The organism is Phyllobacterium calauticae (assembly GCF_019991125.1).
Taxonomy (GTDB): Bacteria; Pseudomonadota; Alphaproteobacteria; order Rhizobiales; family Rhizobiaceae; genus Phyllobacterium; species Phyllobacterium calauticae.
Genome location: NZ_JAGENB010000006.1, coordinates 170,822 through 188,732 on the forward strand (window position 1 = coordinate 170,822; position 17,911 = coordinate 188,732).

At 59.2% G+C, this 17,911-nt stretch carries 14 protein-coding genes and 1 tRNA gene; 11 read left to right on the forward strand and 4 right to left on the reverse strand.

The annotated features are described in order from the left end of the window. The first annotated feature begins 9 nt into the window (after positions 1 to 9). The 5 genes from J1W56_RS20195 to J1W56_RS20215 all read left to right on the forward strand — a co-directional run bounded on the left by J1W56_RS20195 (position 10) and on the right by J1W56_RS20215 (position 5,416). Positions 10 to 1,125 (forward strand): ABC transporter substrate-binding protein, encoded by a 1,116-nt coding sequence (locus tag J1W56_RS20195; RefSeq protein ID WP_223615081.1) that lies wholly within the window; start codon positions 10 to 12, stop codon positions 1,123 to 1,125. Between the two features lie 70 nt (positions 1,126 to 1,195). Continuing rightward, positions 1,196 to 2,026, forward strand: a complete 831-nt coding sequence (locus J1W56_RS20200; protein WP_223615082.1) for an ABC transporter permease — start codon at positions 1,196 to 1,198, stop codon at positions 2,024 to 2,026. A gap of 3 nt (positions 2,027 to 2,029) precedes the next feature. Next, the gene (locus J1W56_RS20205; protein WP_223615083.1) at positions 2,030 to 2,842 is read left to right on the forward strand and encodes an ABC transporter permease; all 813 of its coding nucleotides are present in this window, start codon (positions 2,030 to 2,032) and stop codon (positions 2,840 to 2,842) included. After that, positions 2,839 to 4,221 (forward strand): FAD-binding oxidoreductase, encoded by a 1,383-nt coding sequence (locus J1W56_RS20210; RefSeq protein ID WP_223615084.1) that lies wholly within the window; start codon positions 2,839 to 2,841, stop codon positions 4,219 to 4,221. Before J1W56_RS20205 ends, J1W56_RS20210 begins: the two co-directional genes overlap by 4 nt. 193 nt (positions 4,222 to 4,414) lie before the next feature. Then, on the forward strand, positions 4,415 to 5,416 hold the full coding sequence (locus J1W56_RS20215) for an ABC transporter substrate-binding protein (protein WP_223615085.1): 1,002 nt from the start codon (positions 4,415 to 4,417) through the stop codon (positions 5,414 to 5,416). A 71-nt stretch (positions 5,417 to 5,487) separates the two neighbouring features. Here J1W56_RS20215 and J1W56_RS20220 read toward each other — a convergent pair whose 3' ends face one another. Further along, positions 5,488 to 7,533, reverse strand: coding sequence for an NADH:flavin oxidoreductase (locus tag J1W56_RS20220; protein WP_223615086.1), 2,046 nt, complete (start codon positions 7,531 to 7,533; stop codon positions 5,488 to 5,490). A 356-nt stretch (positions 7,534 to 7,889) separates the two neighbouring features. On the opposite strand from J1W56_RS20220, the gene J1W56_RS20225 reads away from it, so the two are divergent. The 6 genes from J1W56_RS20225 to J1W56_RS20250 all read left to right on the forward strand — a co-directional run bounded on the left by J1W56_RS20225 (position 7,890) and on the right by J1W56_RS20250 (position 13,447). Beyond that, the gene (locus J1W56_RS20225; RefSeq protein WP_223615087.1) at positions 7,890 to 8,957 is read left to right on the forward strand and encodes a glycosyltransferase family 2 protein; all 1,068 of its coding nucleotides are present in this window, start codon (positions 7,890 to 7,892) and stop codon (positions 8,955 to 8,957) included. Between the two features lie 260 nt (positions 8,958 to 9,217). Further along, on the forward strand, positions 9,218 to 9,682 hold the full coding sequence (locus J1W56_RS20230) for a GNAT family N-acetyltransferase (protein WP_223615088.1): 465 nt from the start codon (positions 9,218 to 9,220) through the stop codon (positions 9,680 to 9,682). A gap of 186 nt (positions 9,683 to 9,868) precedes the next feature. Next, complete coding sequence (locus J1W56_RS20235) at positions 9,869 to 10,675, forward strand: ABC transporter permease (protein ID WP_223615089.1); 807 nt, start codon at positions 9,869 to 9,871, stop codon at positions 10,673 to 10,675. 40 nt (positions 10,676 to 10,715) lie between these two features. Then, the gene (locus J1W56_RS20240; RefSeq protein WP_223615090.1) at positions 10,716 to 11,462 is read left to right on the forward strand and encodes an ABC transporter ATP-binding protein; all 747 of its coding nucleotides are present in this window, start codon (positions 10,716 to 10,718) and stop codon (positions 11,460 to 11,462) included. A 128-nt stretch (positions 11,463 to 11,590) separates the two neighbouring features. Continuing rightward, complete coding sequence (locus tag J1W56_RS20245; protein ID WP_223615091.1) at positions 11,591 to 12,862, forward strand: alkyl sulfatase dimerization domain-containing protein; 1,272 nt, start codon at positions 11,591 to 11,593, stop codon at positions 12,860 to 12,862. Between the two features lie 222 nt (positions 12,863 to 13,084). Continuing rightward, the gene (locus tag J1W56_RS20250) at positions 13,085 to 13,447 is read left to right on the forward strand and encodes a hypothetical protein (protein WP_223615092.1); all 363 of its coding nucleotides are present in this window, start codon (positions 13,085 to 13,087) and stop codon (positions 13,445 to 13,447) included. Positions 13,448 to 13,561: 114 nt separating this feature from the next. On the opposite strand, the gene J1W56_RS20255 is transcribed toward J1W56_RS20250, so the two are convergent. The 3 genes from J1W56_RS20255 to J1W56_RS20265 all read right to left on the reverse strand — a co-directional run bounded on the left by J1W56_RS20255 (position 13,562) and on the right by J1W56_RS20265 (position 17,650). Continuing rightward, the gene (locus J1W56_RS20255) at positions 13,562 to 14,299 is read right to left on the reverse strand and encodes a BPL-N domain-containing protein (protein ID WP_223615093.1); all 738 of its coding nucleotides are present in this window, start codon (positions 14,297 to 14,299) and stop codon (positions 13,562 to 13,564) included. Positions 14,300 to 14,462: 163 nt separating this feature from the next. Continuing rightward, a complete protein-coding gene (locus J1W56_RS20260) occupies positions 14,463 to 17,351 on the reverse strand; it encodes an autotransporter domain-containing protein (RefSeq protein WP_223615094.1) in 2,889 nt (962 codons plus the stop codon). Between the two features lie 214 nt (positions 17,352 to 17,565). Continuing rightward, positions 17,566 to 17,650: transfer RNA gene (locus J1W56_RS20265), tRNA-Leu, on the reverse strand. Positions 17,651 to 17,911: the final 261 nt, after the last annotated feature.

The following is a 17,911-nucleotide window of genomic DNA, read 5'->3' on the forward strand; positions in this document are numbered from 1 at the left end:
GGGAACACAATGGATCACGCATTTCAAAAAGACTGCCTGGAAATACTGGCTGAAAAGGTGGAACGCGGCGAAATCAGCCGCCGCCGTTTCACCCAGATGGCCGCGATGCTGCTGGCGGGTGCGCCAGCCCTCATGCGCTCGAACCGGGCACTGGCACAGGCGAAAGACCTCGTGCTGGTCAACTGGGGCGGCGATGCCATGACCGCCTATGACAAGGCCTATGGCCAGCCCTTCACCAAGGAGAGCGGCATTGCCGTCAAGATGGACGGTTCCGGCCCGACGGAAGGCGCCATCACCGCCCAGTTCAAGAGCGGCAAGCCCAGCTGGGACCTGATGGACATCGACCCCTTCTCCGGCATTACCCTCGGCAAGCAGGGCATGCTTGAGCCCATCGACTACGCCATTGTCGACAGGAAAAAGATGCGCCCCGGCTTCGGCTGGGATCATGCGGCGTCGACCTATTTCTTCTCCTACATCATCGCCTATGACTCGTCGAAATTCGGCGATCACGTTCCAACGGGGATGGCCGACTTTTTCGATGTGAAGAAATTCCCCGGCAAGCGCTCCCTCTACAAATGGGGCTCGGCGATGTGGGAAGCGGCGCTGATGGCCGATGGCGTGGCGCCGGAAAAACTCTACCCGCTCGACCTGAAACGCGCCCATGACAAGATCGCCGCCTTCAAGGAAAACGTCGTGGCCTATTGGGGCGGCGGCGCCGAGAGCCAGTCCGTGCTCATGGACGGCGAAGCCTCCATGGCGCTGATCTGGTCGACCCGCGCGCAACTGCTCGAAAAGGATTCCGGCGGCAATATCAAATTCGTCTGGGATCAGGGCCTGATTTCGCCCGGCGCGCTGGCCGTGATGAAAAACAATCCCGGCGGCAAGGACAATGCGATGAAGTTCATCGCCAGCGCGCAGACGCCGGAACGCCAGCTGCAGATGTTCGAGCTGCTCGGACAGGGCCCGGCCAATCCGGCCACCGATGCGCTCATTCCAGCCGACAAGAAGCGGGTCAACTGCGTCGATCCGGCCAATATGGCCAAGCAGATCCCGCTGAACATGGAATGGTATGCCGAACACTATGCCTCGGCTTTCGACGAATACACGAAAGTCATCTCGGCTTGAGCAAGGCTTGGTGATCTTCCCCTTGCGGGGGAGATCACCGGCCGCATTTTGACAGCAACAGGGATTTTGAATGGGAAAGTCGGCGACATCACGAACAATCCTGCTGCTTGCGCCGCTGCTGCTGTTTCTCGGGCTTGCCTATGTGGTGCCGTTTCTCGGTGTGGTCAGATGGAGCGTCACCCTGCCCGAACCGGGTCTGGGGCAATATCGCGCCGTGCTTACCGATCCGCTCGTCCAGTCCGTGTTCATCCGCACGCTGCGCATCTGCCTGATCGTCACCGCCGCCGTGCTCGCCATGGCCTATGCCATCGCCTATGTCTGGGTGCGCGGAACACCAACCCAGCGCATGCTGGCAGAATTCTGCATTCTTGTTCCGTTCTGGATTTCCGTGCTGACCCGCGCCTTCGGCTGGCTGGCGCTTCTCTCCAATCGCGGCCTCATCAACACCTGGCTGCAGGCGGCCGGTATCATCAGCGAACCGCTGGCGCTTGCCCGCAACGAGTTCGGCGTCATCGTCGGCATGACGCATTTTCTTATTCCCTTCGCGGTCTTTCCCATTGCCTCGGCCATGCGCGCCATTGACGAGCGCGTGCTTCTGGCGGCGCGCGGCATGGGCGCATCGCGCAGCCGCATCTTCTGGAGCGTGTTCGTGCCGCTGACCTATGGCGGCCTGATCGGCGCGGCTCTGATCGTCTTCGTCTTCGCCCTCGGCTTCTTCGTCACCCCGGCCATTCTCGGCGGCGGCCGCAGCGTCATGGTGGCGGAACTGGTGTATCTCCGGATTTTCCAGAGCCCCGACTGGGGGCTCGGTGCGGCGATCAGCGTGGTGCTGGTGCTGTTCATCGGCATCCTGCTCGCGCTGATGCGGCGCTTCATCAAACCCGCGCATCTGGTGGGCTGACACATGCAATCATCCCGTCCCGGTCCCGTCCTTCTGATCATTGCCACCGCCGTCGCGCTGTTCCTGCTGATGCCGCTTCTGGCCGTGGTGCCCGTATCGTTCACGCCGCAACGGTTTCTGTCGATGCCGACGGGCACGCTGTCGCTGCGGCATTATCAGGCCCTCATCGACAATCCGGCATGGGGGCAGAGCGTGCTGCTCAGCCTGCGCATCGGCATTCTTTCCAGCGCCATCGCCACGGTGCTGGCCACCCTGTTCGGCCTCGGCATCTGGATGTTCCAGCCGCGCTTTTCCGCGCTGCTCATCGGCTTCGTGCTGCTGCCGCTGATCGTGCCACCCGTCGTATCGGCCATGACGCTGTATTTCCTCATGACGACGCTTTCCGCCTTCAACAGCTTCATCGGCTATGACACGTGGATCGGCGTGGCGCTGGCCCATGCTGTCATGATCACGCCCTTTGCCGTGGTTCTCATCCTTGTCGCGCTGTTCCAGGTGGACCGGCGCATCGATCTCGCGGCGCGCGGTCTTGGCGCTGATCTGACCACCCGCGCCTTCCGCATCATCATCCCCAACATTAAATTCGGTATCGCCACGGCGGCGCTGCTGTCCTTCGTGCTGTCGTGGGAGGAGATCGGCGTCACCCTGTTCATCACCAGCGTCAATGCCATTACCCTGCCGCGCCTGATGTGGATGGGCCTGCGCGACAATATTGATCCTGCCATCGCCGCCATTTCCGTGCTTCTGATCATCGTCACCGCGGTCATCCTCGCCCTGAGGATTTTTATCGAACGGCGCGGGACATCGGAGACAAAATGATTGCAGACCATAGTGTAGCGGCGCTTGAGGCGATAACCGGCGCGGGCGGAATCAAGACGGGCGACGCCTTGCGCGCCATTCATCCGGGCTCCGATCCGCACAATCTCGATGCGGGGCTGATGGTCATCCCCCGGAATGTCGAACAGGTCTGCGCCATCGTCAAATTCTGCAACGACAACCGGATCGCCATTGTCCCGCATGGCGGGCGCACCGGCCTTGCCGGCGGCGCCGTCTCGCAGAGGGACGAAATCATTCTGTCGCTGGCTGCGCTCAACCGGATCGAATCCGTGCAAGCGGCGGCGGGAACCGCCATCGTCGAAAGCGGCGTCACCCTGCAGGCCCTGCAGGAGGAGGCCGCCAAGGTCGGCCTCACCACCGGCATCGACATCCCCTCGCGCGGCAGTGCCACCATTGGCGGCATGATTTCCACCAATGCGGGCGGCATGGAGGCATTCCGGCTCGGCGTCATGCGCCAGCGCGTGCTGGGGCTCGAAGTGGTCCTGCCCGACGGCTCCATCATGAGCGATCTCGCCGAAGTGACCAAGAGCAATGAGGGATATGACCTGAAGCAGCTTTTCATCGGCGCGGAAGGCACGCTCGGCATCGTCACCCGCGCCGTTCTCGCGCTGGCGCCGGTCGACCGGTTTACCGCCACCGCGCTTGTCGCCTGCCCGTCCGCTGCAACGGCGGTGTCGCTGTTCCAGACGCTCCGGCAGGATCGCGCGCTGCGTCTGCTGCGCACCGAATTCATGGCGCAGAACTACTTCAGCCTTGCCGTCGAAGCTCTTGGTCCCGCATCGCTCGCCGCATTCACCGCAGCGCCGGTCTATCTCATTGTCGAAACCGAAGGCCTCGACCAGCAAGCCGCGCAAGCGGCGCTGGAAGATGCGTTGGGCGCTGCAATCGAAAACGAACTGGTGCTCGATGCCATCATTGCCCAGAGCGGCAAGGAACGGAACGATATCTGGAATATCCGCGAAGACAGCAATGTCATCACCCGTGCCTATCCGCATGGCTACTGGTTCGACATTTCCGTGCCGCTGCAGCATCTGGATGCCTATCTCAGGCAGTTCGACAGGGGCGTCGCAGCGCTCGGCGCCGATGTCAGGGGCTTTGCCTTCGGTCATCTGGGCGACGGCAACCTGCATATCTGCGTGGCGGGCGAAGACGAGAACCCGCACAAGGATGCGGTCAAGGATATCGTCTATGCCAACCTGCGGCAGATGGGCGGCTCCTTCTCCGCCGAGCATGGAATCGGCCTGGAAAAAATGCCGGAACTGCAGGCGCTGGTAGACCCGGTGAAACTTTCCCTGATGCGGACGATCAAGCGGACGATCGATCCGAACGGCATCATGAACCCCGGCAAGGTTGTTGGCTGACCATGTCGCTGAGAACAAAGCATGTGGCGCGTTCGGGCTTCTCGGGCACCCCATGCAGGGTTATCGTTTCAGCCATGGTCCAGCCTTTCTCCTATCGGCTTTGTACAGGCCGGGTGCAGTCCCTGCGTCCGGTGCTGCTGCGAACGGCCATCTCCACCACCAACACCATAAAACCAACAAAAGGGGTTCTCACATGAAGACACTATTGATGAGCAGCGTCATGGCCTTTGCCCTGATGGGTGCCGCGGGCGCGGCATCGGCAGCCGAGTGCGGTGACGTGACCATTGCCAGCATGAACTGGCAATCGGCGGAGGTTCTCGCCAATCTCGACAAGATCATTCTCAACAAGGGCTATGGCTGCAATGCCGACATCGTGCAGGGCGACACCATTCCGACCCTGACATCGATGACCGAAAAGGGCCAGCCGGACATCGCTCCCGAAGGCTGGGTCGATTTCATGCGCGATATCCTCGACAAGGCCGTTGCCGACGGCAAGCTCGTCTATACCGGAAAATCGCTGTCGGACGGCGGCGTTCAGGGCTGGTGGATTCCGAAATACATCGCCGATGCCCACCCCGACATCAAGACCATCGACGATGCGCTGAAACATCCCGAACTGTTCCCGGCGCCGGAAGACGCTTCCAAGGGCGCTGTGTTCAATGGTCCTCCCGGCTGGGGCGGCACACTGGCGACCGCACAGTTCTTCAAGGCCTATGACGCGGAGAAGAAGGGTTTTACCCTGGTTGACACCGGGTCGGCCGCCGGCCTCGACGGGTCGCTCGCCAAGGCCTATGAACGCAAGCAGGGCTGGGTCGGTTACTATTGGGAACCTACCGCCCTCCTCGGCAAGTACCAGATGGTCAGGCTTGATCACGGCGCGCCTTTCAACGCGGCGGAATGGAAGCGCTGCAACACCGTGGCCGATTGCGCCGACCCAAAAAAGAACGCCTGGGAACTGGCCGAAGTGGATACGGTCGTCACCAAGAAGTTTAGTGAAAAGTCCGGCCCGGTCATGGACTATCTGAAGGCGCGGTCATGGTCCAACAAGACCGTCAACGAACTGCTCGCCTGGATGACCGACAATCAGGCAACCGGCGAAGACGGCGCAAAATACTTCCTCAAGAACCACGAGGACATCTGGACCAAATGGGTCAGCGCCGACGTGGCAACAAAGGTGAAGGCTTCGCTGAAGTAAAATTGAAATGGATCGCAGTGACTATCTCCCCCTCACTGGGGGAGATAGTTGGCGTATCACGCATGCCGCCGTCAAAACCGGATGGCGTAACGCAGCCCGTCATAGATGGCGGCATGGATATTGCGGGCATGCACCGCATCGCCGATCCGTAACAGATCGAATTGCCCCTCCGCCAGCCGCTGCGGGAAAATGGCGCCGCCATTGACCAGATTGCCGTAATCCACCGCACCGCCATTGCGCGACAGTGGCTTCAACTCGCGGTAGAGATCATCGATCGGCAAGGTGCCGTGCTCGACCACCACCTGATCCACCAGCCGTTCCTCGCGATAATCCGGATCGAAATCCGAGCCCAGTGTCGCGACAAGCTGGTTGCCGTTGCGGGTCACGCTCATCAGCCGCGTGTTGATGGTCACCCGCACGCCGTGCTCGTGGAACGCGCGCATATAGGGCACGTGGTTCATGCCGCCCATCTCCGGCGCGAAAAACCGTTCCGGGCTGACGAGTTCGAGCTTTGAACCGGCGCGTGCGATCATCTCCGCCGCGCTCATGCCCTGGTGGCCGCCATTGTCGTCATAGAGCAGCACCGTTTCACCCGGCTTCACCGCGCCCGCCAGGATATCCCAGCTTGAGGTGACCAGATCATCGCCCGCCGCCAGGGGCGGATTTTGCGGCAACCCTCCCGTGGCGATCACCACCACATCGGGTGAAAGCCCGAGCACATCGCCGGATTCGGCCCAGACATTGTAGCGCAGGGAAACACCCAGCCGCTGCAGCTCCTCGAGCCGCCAGTCGACAATGCCGATCATCTCCTTGCGCCGCGGATTCTGCGCGGCAAGGCGCACCTGCCCGCCCGCATGGTCCGAAGCCTCCAGCACGGTGACGCTATGCCCGCCTTCGGCCGCAACACGCGCCGCCTCCAGCCCGGCTGGCCCTGCCCCGACGACAACGACCGTCCGGCTGGTTGCCGCTTTGGCGATGGCGTGCGGCATGGTGCCTTCGCGGCCGGTCGCCGCATTGTGGATGCACAGGGCCTCGCCGCCCTCATAGATGCGGTCAAGACAGTAGGTCGCGCCGACGCAGGGGCGGATGCGATGCTCCTCGCCTGCCTCGATTTTCCGCACGATATGCGGATCGGCGATATGGGCGCGGGTCATGCCGACCATGTCGAGCTTGCCCTCGGCAATGGCATGGCGCGCCGTGGCCACATCGGCGATGCGCGCCGCATGGAAGACCGGGAATTTTGTTTCCTGCCGGACATCCCCGGCAAAATCCAGATGCGGCGATGAGCGCATGCCCTGCACCGGAATGACCTCGTTGAGCGCCGCATCCGTATCGATATGGCCGCGAATGATGTTGAGGAAGTCGAATTTGCCGGATGCCGCAATGCGCCGGGCAATCTCGACGCCCTCCTGCCGCGACAGGCCCTGCTCCCAGTCCTCGTCGGCCACCATGCGGATGCCGACGATGAAGTCCGGGCCGACGGACCGGCGCACGGCGTCGATCACCGCCCAGGTGAAGCGCAGGCGATTGTCGAGAGAGCCACCATACTCATCGTCGCGCCGATTGGTGGCGGGCGACCAGAACCCGTCCATCAGGTGGCCGTAGGCCTCGAACTCGATGCCGTCGAGCCCGGCCGCCTGCATACGCTGCGCCGCCGATGCATAGTCGGCAATGATCCTCTCGATATCCCAGTCTTCCGCTTCTTTCGGAAAGGCCCGGTGGGCGGGCTCGCGCACCGGCGAGGCGGAAACCACGGGCAGCCAGTCCGCCTTGTTCCAGCTGGTGCGGCGGCCGAGATGCGTCAGCTGGATCATCACGGCGGCACCGTGTTCATGACAATCGTCGGCAAGTTCGCGCAGCCAGGGCACGATCTCGTCCTTATAGGCATGAAGATTGCCGAAGGCCGGCGGCGACTCGCGCGACACGACCGCCGAGCCCGCCGTCATCGTCAGGGCGATGCCGCCCTTGGCCTTCTCCGCATGATAGAGCCGGTAGCGCGTCTTCGGCATTCCGTCTTCCGAATAGGCCGGCTCGTGGCTGGTCGACATCAGACGGTTTTTCAGGCGCAGATGTTTCAGCTGATAGGGTTGCAGAAGCGGATCGGCATGTGAGGACAATGGTCTGGGTTCCCGTTGTTTTGGGTGATCCTACAACGGGCTTTTCTCGACGGGTTTCTCCCACGCGACCTATTCTTACGAGCCGCCGTCATGCCGCATCACAACCTTGTTAGACTAATTGCTATGACGACGCGGTATAAAGGACTTGGTAAGCTGCTCCTGAATCAACAGGCAGAGACGCAGCAAATGTTAGGTTAGATAAATATTTCATTAAATACCGAGCTTCACCAACCGGCATGACCGGATGCAGAAATACGATTACTCCCACTCAATTCTGAGCCCGCGCCAATCCTGATTTTATAACGCCAAATTAAATCTGCTAAATATATTTTGCTGTCACGTCTCCGATTAAAGCGATGATTATGTTAGAAAATAACTCCAGAATTACATTTCAAAAATCAAATGTTGTCGTTATTATCCCGTACTATAATGGTTCCCGCTTTATTGAGAGATCTGCCGTAAGCGTTCTGAATCAAACTGTAAAGCCCGACGAATTCATAGTTGTCAACGACGGCTCGACACACACAGAAACTGCTTTTCTTCATGATCTCGCGAAGCGTCTCAGGTTTAAAGTGATTGATAAGGAAAATGGCGGTCAGGGTTCTGCGCGCAACTTGGGAGTTTCCAAATCTACCGCAGACTATATTTCATTCCTAGATCAAGATGACTTTTACCTGCAGACGCACATTGAAACCCTTTTGAATGCCCGACCTCGCAACGACCCGCATCTCGGATGGGTCTACGGTGACCTTTTCGAAGCCGAGGGCGACGGTGGCGTGGTCCGCACCGGAATGTTGGCAGAGTACGGTGCCCATCCCAAGCAAAACATCTATGATCTGTTGCGCAATGATATGTTCGTGCTTCCTTCAGCCTCACTGATAGCCCGCAAGGCCTTCGAGGCCGTCGGTGGCTTTGATCCCCAATTCATGGGCTATGAAGATGACGACCTTTTTCTACGAATCTTCAGGCAGGGATATACAAATTATTTCACAGCAGTACCTGTCACTGTGTGGTGTATTCACACCGAAAGTACGTCGTATGGTATCCGCATGACCAGAAGCCGATTCAAGTATTTCAAGAAACTGTTGTCGATGTTTCCGGATGACTCGATTAAAAAACGCTTCTATCTGCGGGATGTTCTCATTCCACGATTCCATGGCGTGTTCATGGGCGAAGCCATAAATGCAATTATGAGAAGGGAAAAGTCTTCACCTCAAATGCAGGCGGATCATAAAAATGAGTTTGTTGATATTCTTAAGGAATATTCGAGAATCATTTACCAGAATGCGGCCGTATCTCGCTCATTCAAGCTGAAGCTTAGAGCACAGGTACAGATCATTTCGTTTCAATCCAGAATACTCCTCGCTTCTTCCCAATATGCAGTTGCTGCGAAACGGCGATTGTTTCAAACATCATTCCATTAAATACATTTTATGAGTTTACGTACCGCATAACCGGTAAGTTTCAGGCTTACGGTGTGTTGAACGCGGTATTCATAAAATACCGTGCCGAAAAGAACTGGGTTTTAGCGGCAGGATTCACCAAAGCGGCTTGCAAATTCACAACCGCTTGATCGGAAAAAAATTCCCTAAATCCCGCCCATCCCGAAGCGTCTACATCATGGATGAAATCTTTTCACGCCCTCGTTTTTCATGATGTAACCAACAGAGAATGGATGTTGTCGATGATCAGTGAAATCACCTGTCCTGATGAAAAGAGCGCCCTTTGCAGCGAAATCATGAGTGGCCTGCCGGAATGGTTCGAAGAATCCGACGGAATAAGCGCCTGCTCCAAAATTATAGCGGATATGCCTGTTCTGGCTGACGTTGATCAGGGTAATTGTACCGGGTTTGTGGCTCTCAAGTATCATCCGCCGGCGGCGGCGGAAATCCTTGTGATCGCCACACGCCGGGAATTCCATGGCCGGGGGATCGGCCGTTCCCTCCTCCAGGCCGCCGAAGCCCATGCGCGCCAGTCCGGCTGTTCCCTGCTGACGGTCAAGACGCTGGCGCCGCGCGGCCGGCATGAACCGCATCTCGACAGCACGCGCGCCTTCTATGACCGCAACGGTTTTCTCAAGGCGGAAATCTTCCCCACATTGTGGGCGGAAGGTCATCCGTGCCTCTTTTTGGTCAAACCGCTGCATTAGGCGATCACCGCAAATCTCCTGTCCGGAGCCGGTTTTGTTCGCTCCATCGTCATGCTACCGCGCTTCTACCGTGTTGATGAAATACGATGCGGCTTGGAATTGTTCTGACAACCGGTGTATAGGCAGGTCCGGTCGGGCCTTGCCCGCATGCTAAAGCCCGCATTGTAAGGAAAGACGCGCGTCGACATGACCATAGCGAATTCGCAGAAAATCACCGCATGGGAAGATATCACGGCTGCCGTGAACAATTTTCATCTCGCCGCGCTTTTGGGCTGGCAGGACGTGGCGCAGCGCTACCGGCGCTCCAGCGTGGGCGCCTTCTGGCTGACCATCAACATGGGCGTGCTCATCGGCGCCCTGGGCCTGATATTCGGCACCATTTTCCGCTCGCCCATGTCCGAGTTCCTGCCCTTCATCTGCGTCGGCCTCATCATGTGGGGGTATTTTTCGCAGCTGATCAACGAGGGCTGCCTCAGTTTCATCTCCAATACCGAGACGATGCTGCAATTGCCGCTGCCGTTCTTCACCTATATCCTGCGCACCTGGTGGCGCAACTCGATCATCCTGTTCCACAACATCGTCATTTTCCCCATCGTGCTGCTGCTGTTCGGCAAGTTCATGGGATGGACCGCCCTGCTGGTCTTCCCGGCGTTCGTTCTGGTCTCACTCAACCTTCTGTGGATGATGGTGGTGCTGGCGGTGGTGTGCACGCGCTACCGCGACCTGACGCAGATCATCCAGAACGTCATGCAGGTCGGCATGTATGTGACGCCCATCATGTGGCAGCCGCACCAGCTGCCGGCGGACAAATCCATGCTGATGCTGGATCTCAACCCGTTCTATCATCTCATCAGCGTGGTCCGCGAGCCGCTGCTCGGGCAGACGGGCACCGCGCTCAATTGGGGCGTGGTCGCCGGCATGGCCATCATCGGATGGGTCATCGCCCTGCTCTTCCTCAACCGCTACCGCTCGCGCATCACCTATTGGCTCTAAACCCTTTCGGCACGCCCACCATTTTCCTGCGAAGGCCAACATGACTTCTATGATACTCGATAACGTCACTGTGGATTTTCCGATCTACAATGCGAAAAGCCGGTCCCTCAAGAACCAGGTCATGAGTCTGGCGACGGGCGGCACCATCGGCTCGAACGCCGAAGGCCATGTGATCATCCGCGGCCTGGAATCGATCAGCCTGAGCCTGAACGACGGCGAACGGCTCGGCCTGATCGGGCACAACGGCTCGGGGAAAACCACGCTGTTGCGCGTGATGAGCGGCGTGTACTATCCCTCCGGCGGGCGCATCGCCATCAACGGCAAATGCACCTCGCTGATCAACATCTCGCTGGGCATCGATGCGGAAGCCACGGGGCGGGAAAACATCCGCATCCGCGGCGCGCTGCTCGGCTTTTCCAAGCGCGAGATGGCCGCCAAACAGGCCGAGATCGAAGAATTCTCCGAGCTCGGCAACTTCCTCGACATGCCGGTCAGGACCTATTCGACCGGCATGCAGCTGCGCCTGGCCTTTTCGATCTCGACCGTCATCCAGCCGGAAATCCTGATCATGGACGAATGGCTGGCAGCGGGCGACGAAAGCTTTCAGAACAAGGCCAATGAGCGCCTGCACGACCTCGTCAACAAGACCAAGATCCTGATCATCGCCAGCCACTCCAGACAGTTGCTCCTCGCCAATTGCAGCCGTATCGTCTGGCTCGAGCATGGCAAGGTCAAGATGGATGGAGATGCCGAAACCGTCGCAAATGCGTATTTCGGCCACCAATAGCGCAAAGCGCGAAACATGCTGGAGACATCCGGGTAGCTCTTGACCCGCGCGGAAGGACAAGACCTCCTGACATGAAGCTGTCAGGAGGCCTGTTGTATGCGGGACCATCGCGATGAAGGATCCATTCCATGCATGACACAGACATGAACCGCCTTTTCGAGAGATTATGGCGCGGCGAAGCGGCCATGGAAGAATGGAGCGCAGCCGTTGCCGGCGGTTCCGCGCAGGGCGTCTGCGACGAGATGATTGTTGTCTCCACGCACTACGTCGTCGGCAACGTCACGGCAATCCGCACCGGCGCCGGGCTGGTGCTCATCGATACGGGCGGCCGGGAGACCGCGCGGGAAACACTTGATGTCATCCGCCGCTGGGACAGCAGCCCCGTCCACACGGTCATCTATACCCACGGCCATATCGACCATACCTGGGGTGCCCGACTCCTCGACGAGGAGGCCGACGCCAACGGTGTTGCCCGCCCGCGGATCGTTGCACACCGCAACGTCTTGCAGCGCTTCGCACGCTATGACCAGTCGCAGGATCTGAACAGTCTCGTCATGGGACGCCAGTTCAACAAAGCCGGCTATGTCTTCCCCGGCGAGCACCGGCGCCCCGATGACGTCTATGACGATCGGCTCAACCTCGATATCGGCGGCCTGCGCATGGAACTGGCGCACGGGCGCGGCGAAACGGACGATGCAACCTTTGTCTGGCTGCCGCAGAAGAAAATTCTGGTCAGCGGCGATTTTGTCATTTGGGTGTTCCCGAATGCCGGCAATCCGCGCAAGGTGCAGCGATATCCGCAGGATTGGGCGTCAACGCTGCGAAACATGCATGCGCTCGAACCCCACATCCTGGTTCCCGGCCATGGACCGGTCGTTGCAGGCGCCGCGCGCGTGGCGCAGATGCTGGATGACGCTGCCAGTGCCTTGGAGAGCCTCGTCCGCCAGACACTTGAGCGGATGAACAGGGGAGACACGCTGAATTCAATCCTGCAGAGCGTCCAGGCGCCCTCGGAACTTCTCGCCAAACCCTATCTTCTGCCGAAGTACGATGATCCCGCCTTTGTCGTGCGCAGCGTCTGGCATCTCTATGCCGGATGGTTTGACGCAAACCCCGCGCATCTCAAGCCGGCGGCTGACCGGGACCTCGGCCGGGAAATCGCGCACCTTGCAGGCGGCGTCGAAAACGTGACGCAACGTGCCGAGGCGCTGCGGGCCGCGGGCCGGGCGCGCGTGGCCGCACACCTGATCGAATTTGCCGTGGCAGCCGCGCCGCAGGACAAGGCGGTTCACCGCGTGCGTGCCGCCATCTATGCCGACTGCATCGTCGAGGAGACCTCCTTGATCGGCAAGGCGATCCTGGCCTATTCGCAGCGCGAGTCCGAAGAACACCTGCAATAGCAGCCTCAGGCGGCAAAGCGCCGGGCCTTGCATGCTTCGTCGGCACAGGGCCGGGACGGCCCCGATCCAACCATTCTTATCTGGCTTTGTTTCTCCTGCTGGCAGGTGTGCATCCGGCAACCTGCAGACGCCCGCGCGACCCAAGTAGGGACATCGTCGTCACCTTGATTTCCTTCTGTAACAGTTGTTAGATACTTCCGGGATATTGGAGGAAAAAAGCAAATGACAAAGCACAAGTCATCATCTTCAGCATCGTCGAACGAGATCACAACCGATCAATACTATGATCGCGGTGATTCCGTGAAGGTCAGATGGCCCTTTGGCATCGAAGTAATCAGGATCCATATTCCACGTGACTGTCATTATAAAGTAAAACTGGCACCCACCGACGAGAACGAATACAACGTCGACGTCATCACCAGCCGCGGGCTGACACGCGCCGAAAAAGATTGCATCGCAACCGCCTATTATGAAACGACGCCCTTTGTCCTGGAGTCCGACATCACGTTCGTGGTTGCGCAACGCGGCTTTACCGATGGTGTACCCGATGCGGAGTGGACGACCAACAGCGGCCCGAGTTTTTGACCTGATCCGCGACGCCCCGGACTTTCCCCCTCTTTCCGCCGGGGGATGACCGCTATTGTTCTGGTATTGCCAGCGGCATCCACGCGGATGATGACGGGTCTGATCCCCGGAGCCTCATTCTGCCATCGCCGCGTTCAGCAATCCTTGGATCAGCCTGGAGTTCACACCATCAGGATTGTGCAGACCGTAATGATCATACCATTTCTGGGGCGCTTCAGGGTGCGGCCCGACCAAAGTCGCGCTGCCTTTGCCAAATGCGTAACGAGCGGCCGCCAGATCGCCATTTTGATAATGGGCAAGTTCCCGGAAACCTGAATTCGCATGATTTCTGGGCAGATGCGGACCATCCTGAAAATATGTCCACAATGACGCCCCTGCCCATTGAACCGGCACCACGTGATCGCCGATATCGGACACGGAAAACCCCGGCCTCCCGACCTCGGAATCCGTTTCTCCTTCGACGATGTCAAAGCCCAAATCCGTACCGAGATACGCGCCCATGCAAATTCCAAAATACCGGCCGCCTTTGGATACAAAATCCCGGACGGCCTGGATGCCCGCCTTGCCCAGGCTTCTCCTTGCGCCGTCAATGTCCTGTCCGCCGCCGGGTTGTACATATAAGGAAGCTCCAATGAAACTGGATGGCACAAGCTTCAGCTGCTCATTGGGGCCGATGAATTTAACATCAAAATGGAAGGTGCTGTTCCTCAGGGCTTCGGCGGCCGCCGATGAACAATCATCACAACCGGCAGGCCCGCGATATACGAGCGCAACGGCGGATTGCGATGCATTGGCGGGAGCATTCAACACGAGAAAACATGCGAGAAGTGCGTATTTTGCGGCGCTGAACATCAGAACAATTCCTTTAGAGTGATGCGGTGCGGTCTACCCTAAATCGAATTGCGGTTTAATTTTGAGAAGGAACCAGCCAGCGCAAGCTGCACGGAGTGACGACGCCTAGAGCCTTTCCTGCTTAAATAGAAACACTTCTGTTTCTATTTAAGCAGGAAAGGCTCTAGAACCTCAGGCCGGCCTTTGCATTGAAGCCATGACGAATGGCGCCGCCTTCTCCAAGCGTGGTGTTGTAGGCAAGGCCGAGATTCAGCCCCTGGTCGAGGACCACGTCGAAACCCAGGCCCAGTCGGACCGCGTTGCGAACCGTGCCATCGCCCTTGAGACTGAACAACGGGCCGCCGGACCAATCGATATAATTCAGGTCAATGTCGCTCGCATTTGCCATGTCGTAGCGCCATTCGGCTTTCAGGTTCGGCGTGAACGTGTAGCCGGTGAAACGATAGGTATAATCCGTCTCAAAACCCACGACGGCAACGAGTGAATTCACCGTCTGGTTGCCGAAGCGCAGGCTGTTCGATCCGCCGTCCCTTTCGTTGAAGGCATCGAGTTTCGTCCAGGATGCGTCCATCCCGACATAGGGGGTGAAGTAGAGGGCATCCCGGCTTATTTCATAACCGGCCTTCACGCTGCCGAACACCTGCTGCCCATCGCGGGAACCATTGGCGAAACCGCCGTCTTCCGTCAGGTAGCGCTTGCTGTCGAAGGAAAGCGCGCCATAGCCGAGCACGGCTTCAAGATAGGTGTTCCTGATCGGCCGCCAGCTGGCATAGGTTCCGATGCTCCAGCTTTCACCTTCGCTGCGCGTACCATTGCTGCCAATATCCGTCCTGTCCCTGCCGTAACCAAGGCCGATACCGGCGGTCAACCGTTCGTTGAAACGGTAATCCAGCCCGGCACTCACACCGGAGGTTGTAAAATCCCGGCCCGATCCGGAGGATTTGCCGGATGTGTCGCCAATGTCGACCTGACCGGCCGTCCAGACGCCGAAGCGGGATGGAACGAGCTTTTCCGCGACCACTCTGTTGAATGGCTCGGCAGGCCGGGTCCGTCTCGGCTCGGTGAAAAACCCGAGCGGCGTTGCGTCGGCCGGGTCGCGCCGATCCTTTGCCCCGTCATCACTGCGTGGCGTGTTCAGGCTGATGCCCTGGCTGGACTCGTTGCCGCCGCCCCGGCGCAGCTGGCGCAACCGGTCGCCATAATTCGACAGCTGGGCATCGGCAAACCGGCGCGCGCCTTCCGCCTGGGCGTTGACGATACCGATGACTTCCACGTCCTTTGATGGGTCGGCCCTTGCCATCACCGTAATGGTAACATTGGCGGGCGCCGATGTGGTGAAGGCATTGCCAAGGGTATATCTGACCATAGCAACACCACTGAACGTGGCGGCGGGCGTAAAATCCAGCTGGAAAGCCCGGCTGCCGCCGTCGCCGCTGTCGCGAATGTTTGCGGTGCCTGACCCCGATGGACTGAGCGACACCATGGCTGCCGCGGTAAACGGACCGCCGGTTGCGCCTTCTGTCAGGTTTACCGTCACCGGCGTTCCCGCCCTTGTGGTGACGGAATGGGCCGCGGCCACCGGCAGCGGATTGACCGTCAGCGTAATCGTGGCCGGCGGCGACGTTCCGAACACGTTGCTCAGGGTATAGCCGATGCTGACCGCGCCTGACGCCCCTGCCGGCGGCGTGTAGATGATATTGGTGCCCGACACGGTCGCACTACCAAAAGCCGGAGGGGTAACAATGGCCGCGCCTGTGAAGGGGCCGCCGGTGGCGCCCGCCGCCGTGTCAATGGTGGTGGCATTTCCAGCCATCGTTGCAGCGCTATGCGCAGCGGCGATCGGGACAGCCAGCGGCGATACGGTAATGGTGACCGTCGCCGGGGCGGAGGTGCCGCCGGGCCCGGTGGCGCTGTAGGTGAAAGTATCGGTGCCGAAGAAATTTGCGGCCGGGGTATACACGGCGTTAAGACCGTTCACGGCCACCGCGCCATGGGAAGGCGCGCTGGTGACGGCAATGGAGGTTATTATACCGCCATCGTTGACCGTCACGGGAATGGTAATGGCTTGGTTGGCCAAGGTTGCGGCGGCATCGTTGACCGCAACCGGCGCGGCCTGATTGATTACCAATGTGTAGGCCTGAGCGCCGTTCATACGCAGATCGTCGGTGGCGGTTACAGTGAAACTGAACACTCCGGCCACAGTCGGCGCACCGGACAAAACGCCCACGCCGCTTAACGTCATGCCGTTTGGCAACGCCCCGGATGTGATCGCAAACGAATAGGGTGCGGTCCCGCCTGACGCCGTCAGCGTCTGCAAATAGTTGACGCCGGTTTTGCCGCTGGGAAGAGTTGAAGGCGCCAGGCTGATGATGCCAGCGGGTCTGACAACAAGGATGTAACTATTCGTTACAGAGAACGGCGCGCCGGGGCCCGTGCTGCTATCCGTCGCCCGCACGCTGAAAGGGAAAGTACCGCTGACGGTTGGCGTCCCCGCCAGGGCTCCCGTCGCAGCGTTGAGTGTCATGCCAGCGGGAAGTGAGCCAGCCGCGATCGAAAAGGTATAAGGGGCTGTGCCACCACTGACAGAGAATGTTTGGCTGTAAACGGAACCAGAACTGGCAGCCGGCAGCGACCCTGCCGGACTCAACGTCATTGTTGGTGGTGAGACCGTCACGGTAACCGTGGCTGGAGCCGACGTTCCATCCAGGTTGGTGGCGGTATAGGTGAAACTGTCAGGTCCGGTATAGCCGCTTGCCGGTGTGTAGGTGATCGACATTCCGGATGCTGTCGCAGTCCCATGGGCTGGAGCGCTTGCGATCGCCACTGATATCGCCGCGCCGCCGCCAATACCGAGTATTACAGGATTGGCAGCGCTGCCATAGCCGACGGTGACACTCACGGGAATTGCAATCGGCGCTGTCTGGGCCTGCGACAGGGCAGGCCAGAATACGGCCAAACAGACGAAGAACAGCCATGCCGCCAATAGTGTTGGGCGCGCACCATATACCTGCCGGTGGGGGACGAACCCCTCCGGCCAATTCGATCTCGGCATTGTTCCCCTCGCCCCACAGCATTCCCGACGCAACCATCACCCGTAATGGGCGCCGTTCATTGCATCAATACGGCAGATGCCGTAGTTCCCGACTATTTTGACCGGAACCGGAGAGACCATGGTGTTGGCAGGAAGACTGCCAGCCGGAAATGCAATAGGGCAGCCGTTAGGCTGCCCTATTCTGCAATGATTTCAATCTTGAAGAGAAATCAAATGGTGCGGTCGAGAAGACTCGAACTTCCACGTCTTGCGACACAGCGACCTCAACGCTGCGCGTCTACCAATTCCGCCACGACCGCACTGTGGTAGAAGCCGAACGTGTCGGCTCGCGGCATGTAGCAAATGAATTTCAGTGAAACAAGCCCTGTCGGCAATAAACCCGAATGTTTTTCACAAAGCCGGGTGAAAGTTATGCCGCACCCCTCACACTGGAAATCTTCCAGGAAAAAGTCCATATGCGGCTCACCATCTTTATCCCAAGGGAATCGGCGCTTTGATGGCCGCAAACGGCCCCATCCGCCGTCATTCATCCGGGATGAAGCGACAGTCGAAAGTTTGGT

Coding starts and splice junctions, on each gene's coding strand:
- J1W56_RS20260 (WP_223615094.1), bottom strand. CDS start 17,351: ATGCCGAGATCGAATTGGCCGGAGGGGTTCGTCCCCCACCGGCAGGTA.
- J1W56_RS20235 (WP_223615089.1), top strand. CDS start 9,869: ATGACCATAGCGAATTCGCAGAAAATCACCGCATGGGAAGATATCACG.
- J1W56_RS20210 (WP_223615084.1), top strand. CDS start 2,839: ATGATTGCAGACCATAGTGTAGCGGCGCTTGAGGCGATAACCGGCGCG.
- J1W56_RS20225 (WP_223615087.1), top strand. CDS start 7,890: ATGATTATGTTAGAAAATAACTCCAGAATTACATTTCAAAAATCAAAT.
- J1W56_RS20250 (WP_223615092.1), top strand. CDS start 13,085: ATGACAAAGCACAAGTCATCATCTTCAGCATCGTCGAACGAGATCACA.
- J1W56_RS20215 (WP_223615085.1), top strand. CDS start 4,415: ATGAAGACACTATTGATGAGCAGCGTCATGGCCTTTGCCCTGATGGGT.
- J1W56_RS20245 (WP_223615091.1), top strand. CDS start 11,591: ATGCATGACACAGACATGAACCGCCTTTTCGAGAGATTATGGCGCGGC.
- J1W56_RS20200 (WP_223615082.1), top strand. CDS start 1,196: ATGGGAAAGTCGGCGACATCACGAACAATCCTGCTGCTTGCGCCGCTG.
- J1W56_RS20205 (WP_223615083.1), top strand. CDS start 2,030: ATGCAATCATCCCGTCCCGGTCCCGTCCTTCTGATCATTGCCACCGCC.
- J1W56_RS20240 (WP_223615090.1), top strand. CDS start 10,716: ATGACTTCTATGATACTCGATAACGTCACTGTGGATTTTCCGATCTAC.
- J1W56_RS20195 (WP_223615081.1), top strand. CDS start 10: ATGGATCACGCATTTCAAAAAGACTGCCTGGAAATACTGGCTGAAAAG.
- J1W56_RS20255 (WP_223615093.1), bottom strand. CDS start 14,299: ATGTTCAGCGCCGCAAAATACGCACTTCTCGCATGTTTTCTCGTGTTG.
- J1W56_RS20230 (WP_223615088.1), top strand. CDS start 9,218: ATGATCAGTGAAATCACCTGTCCTGATGAAAAGAGCGCCCTTTGCAGC.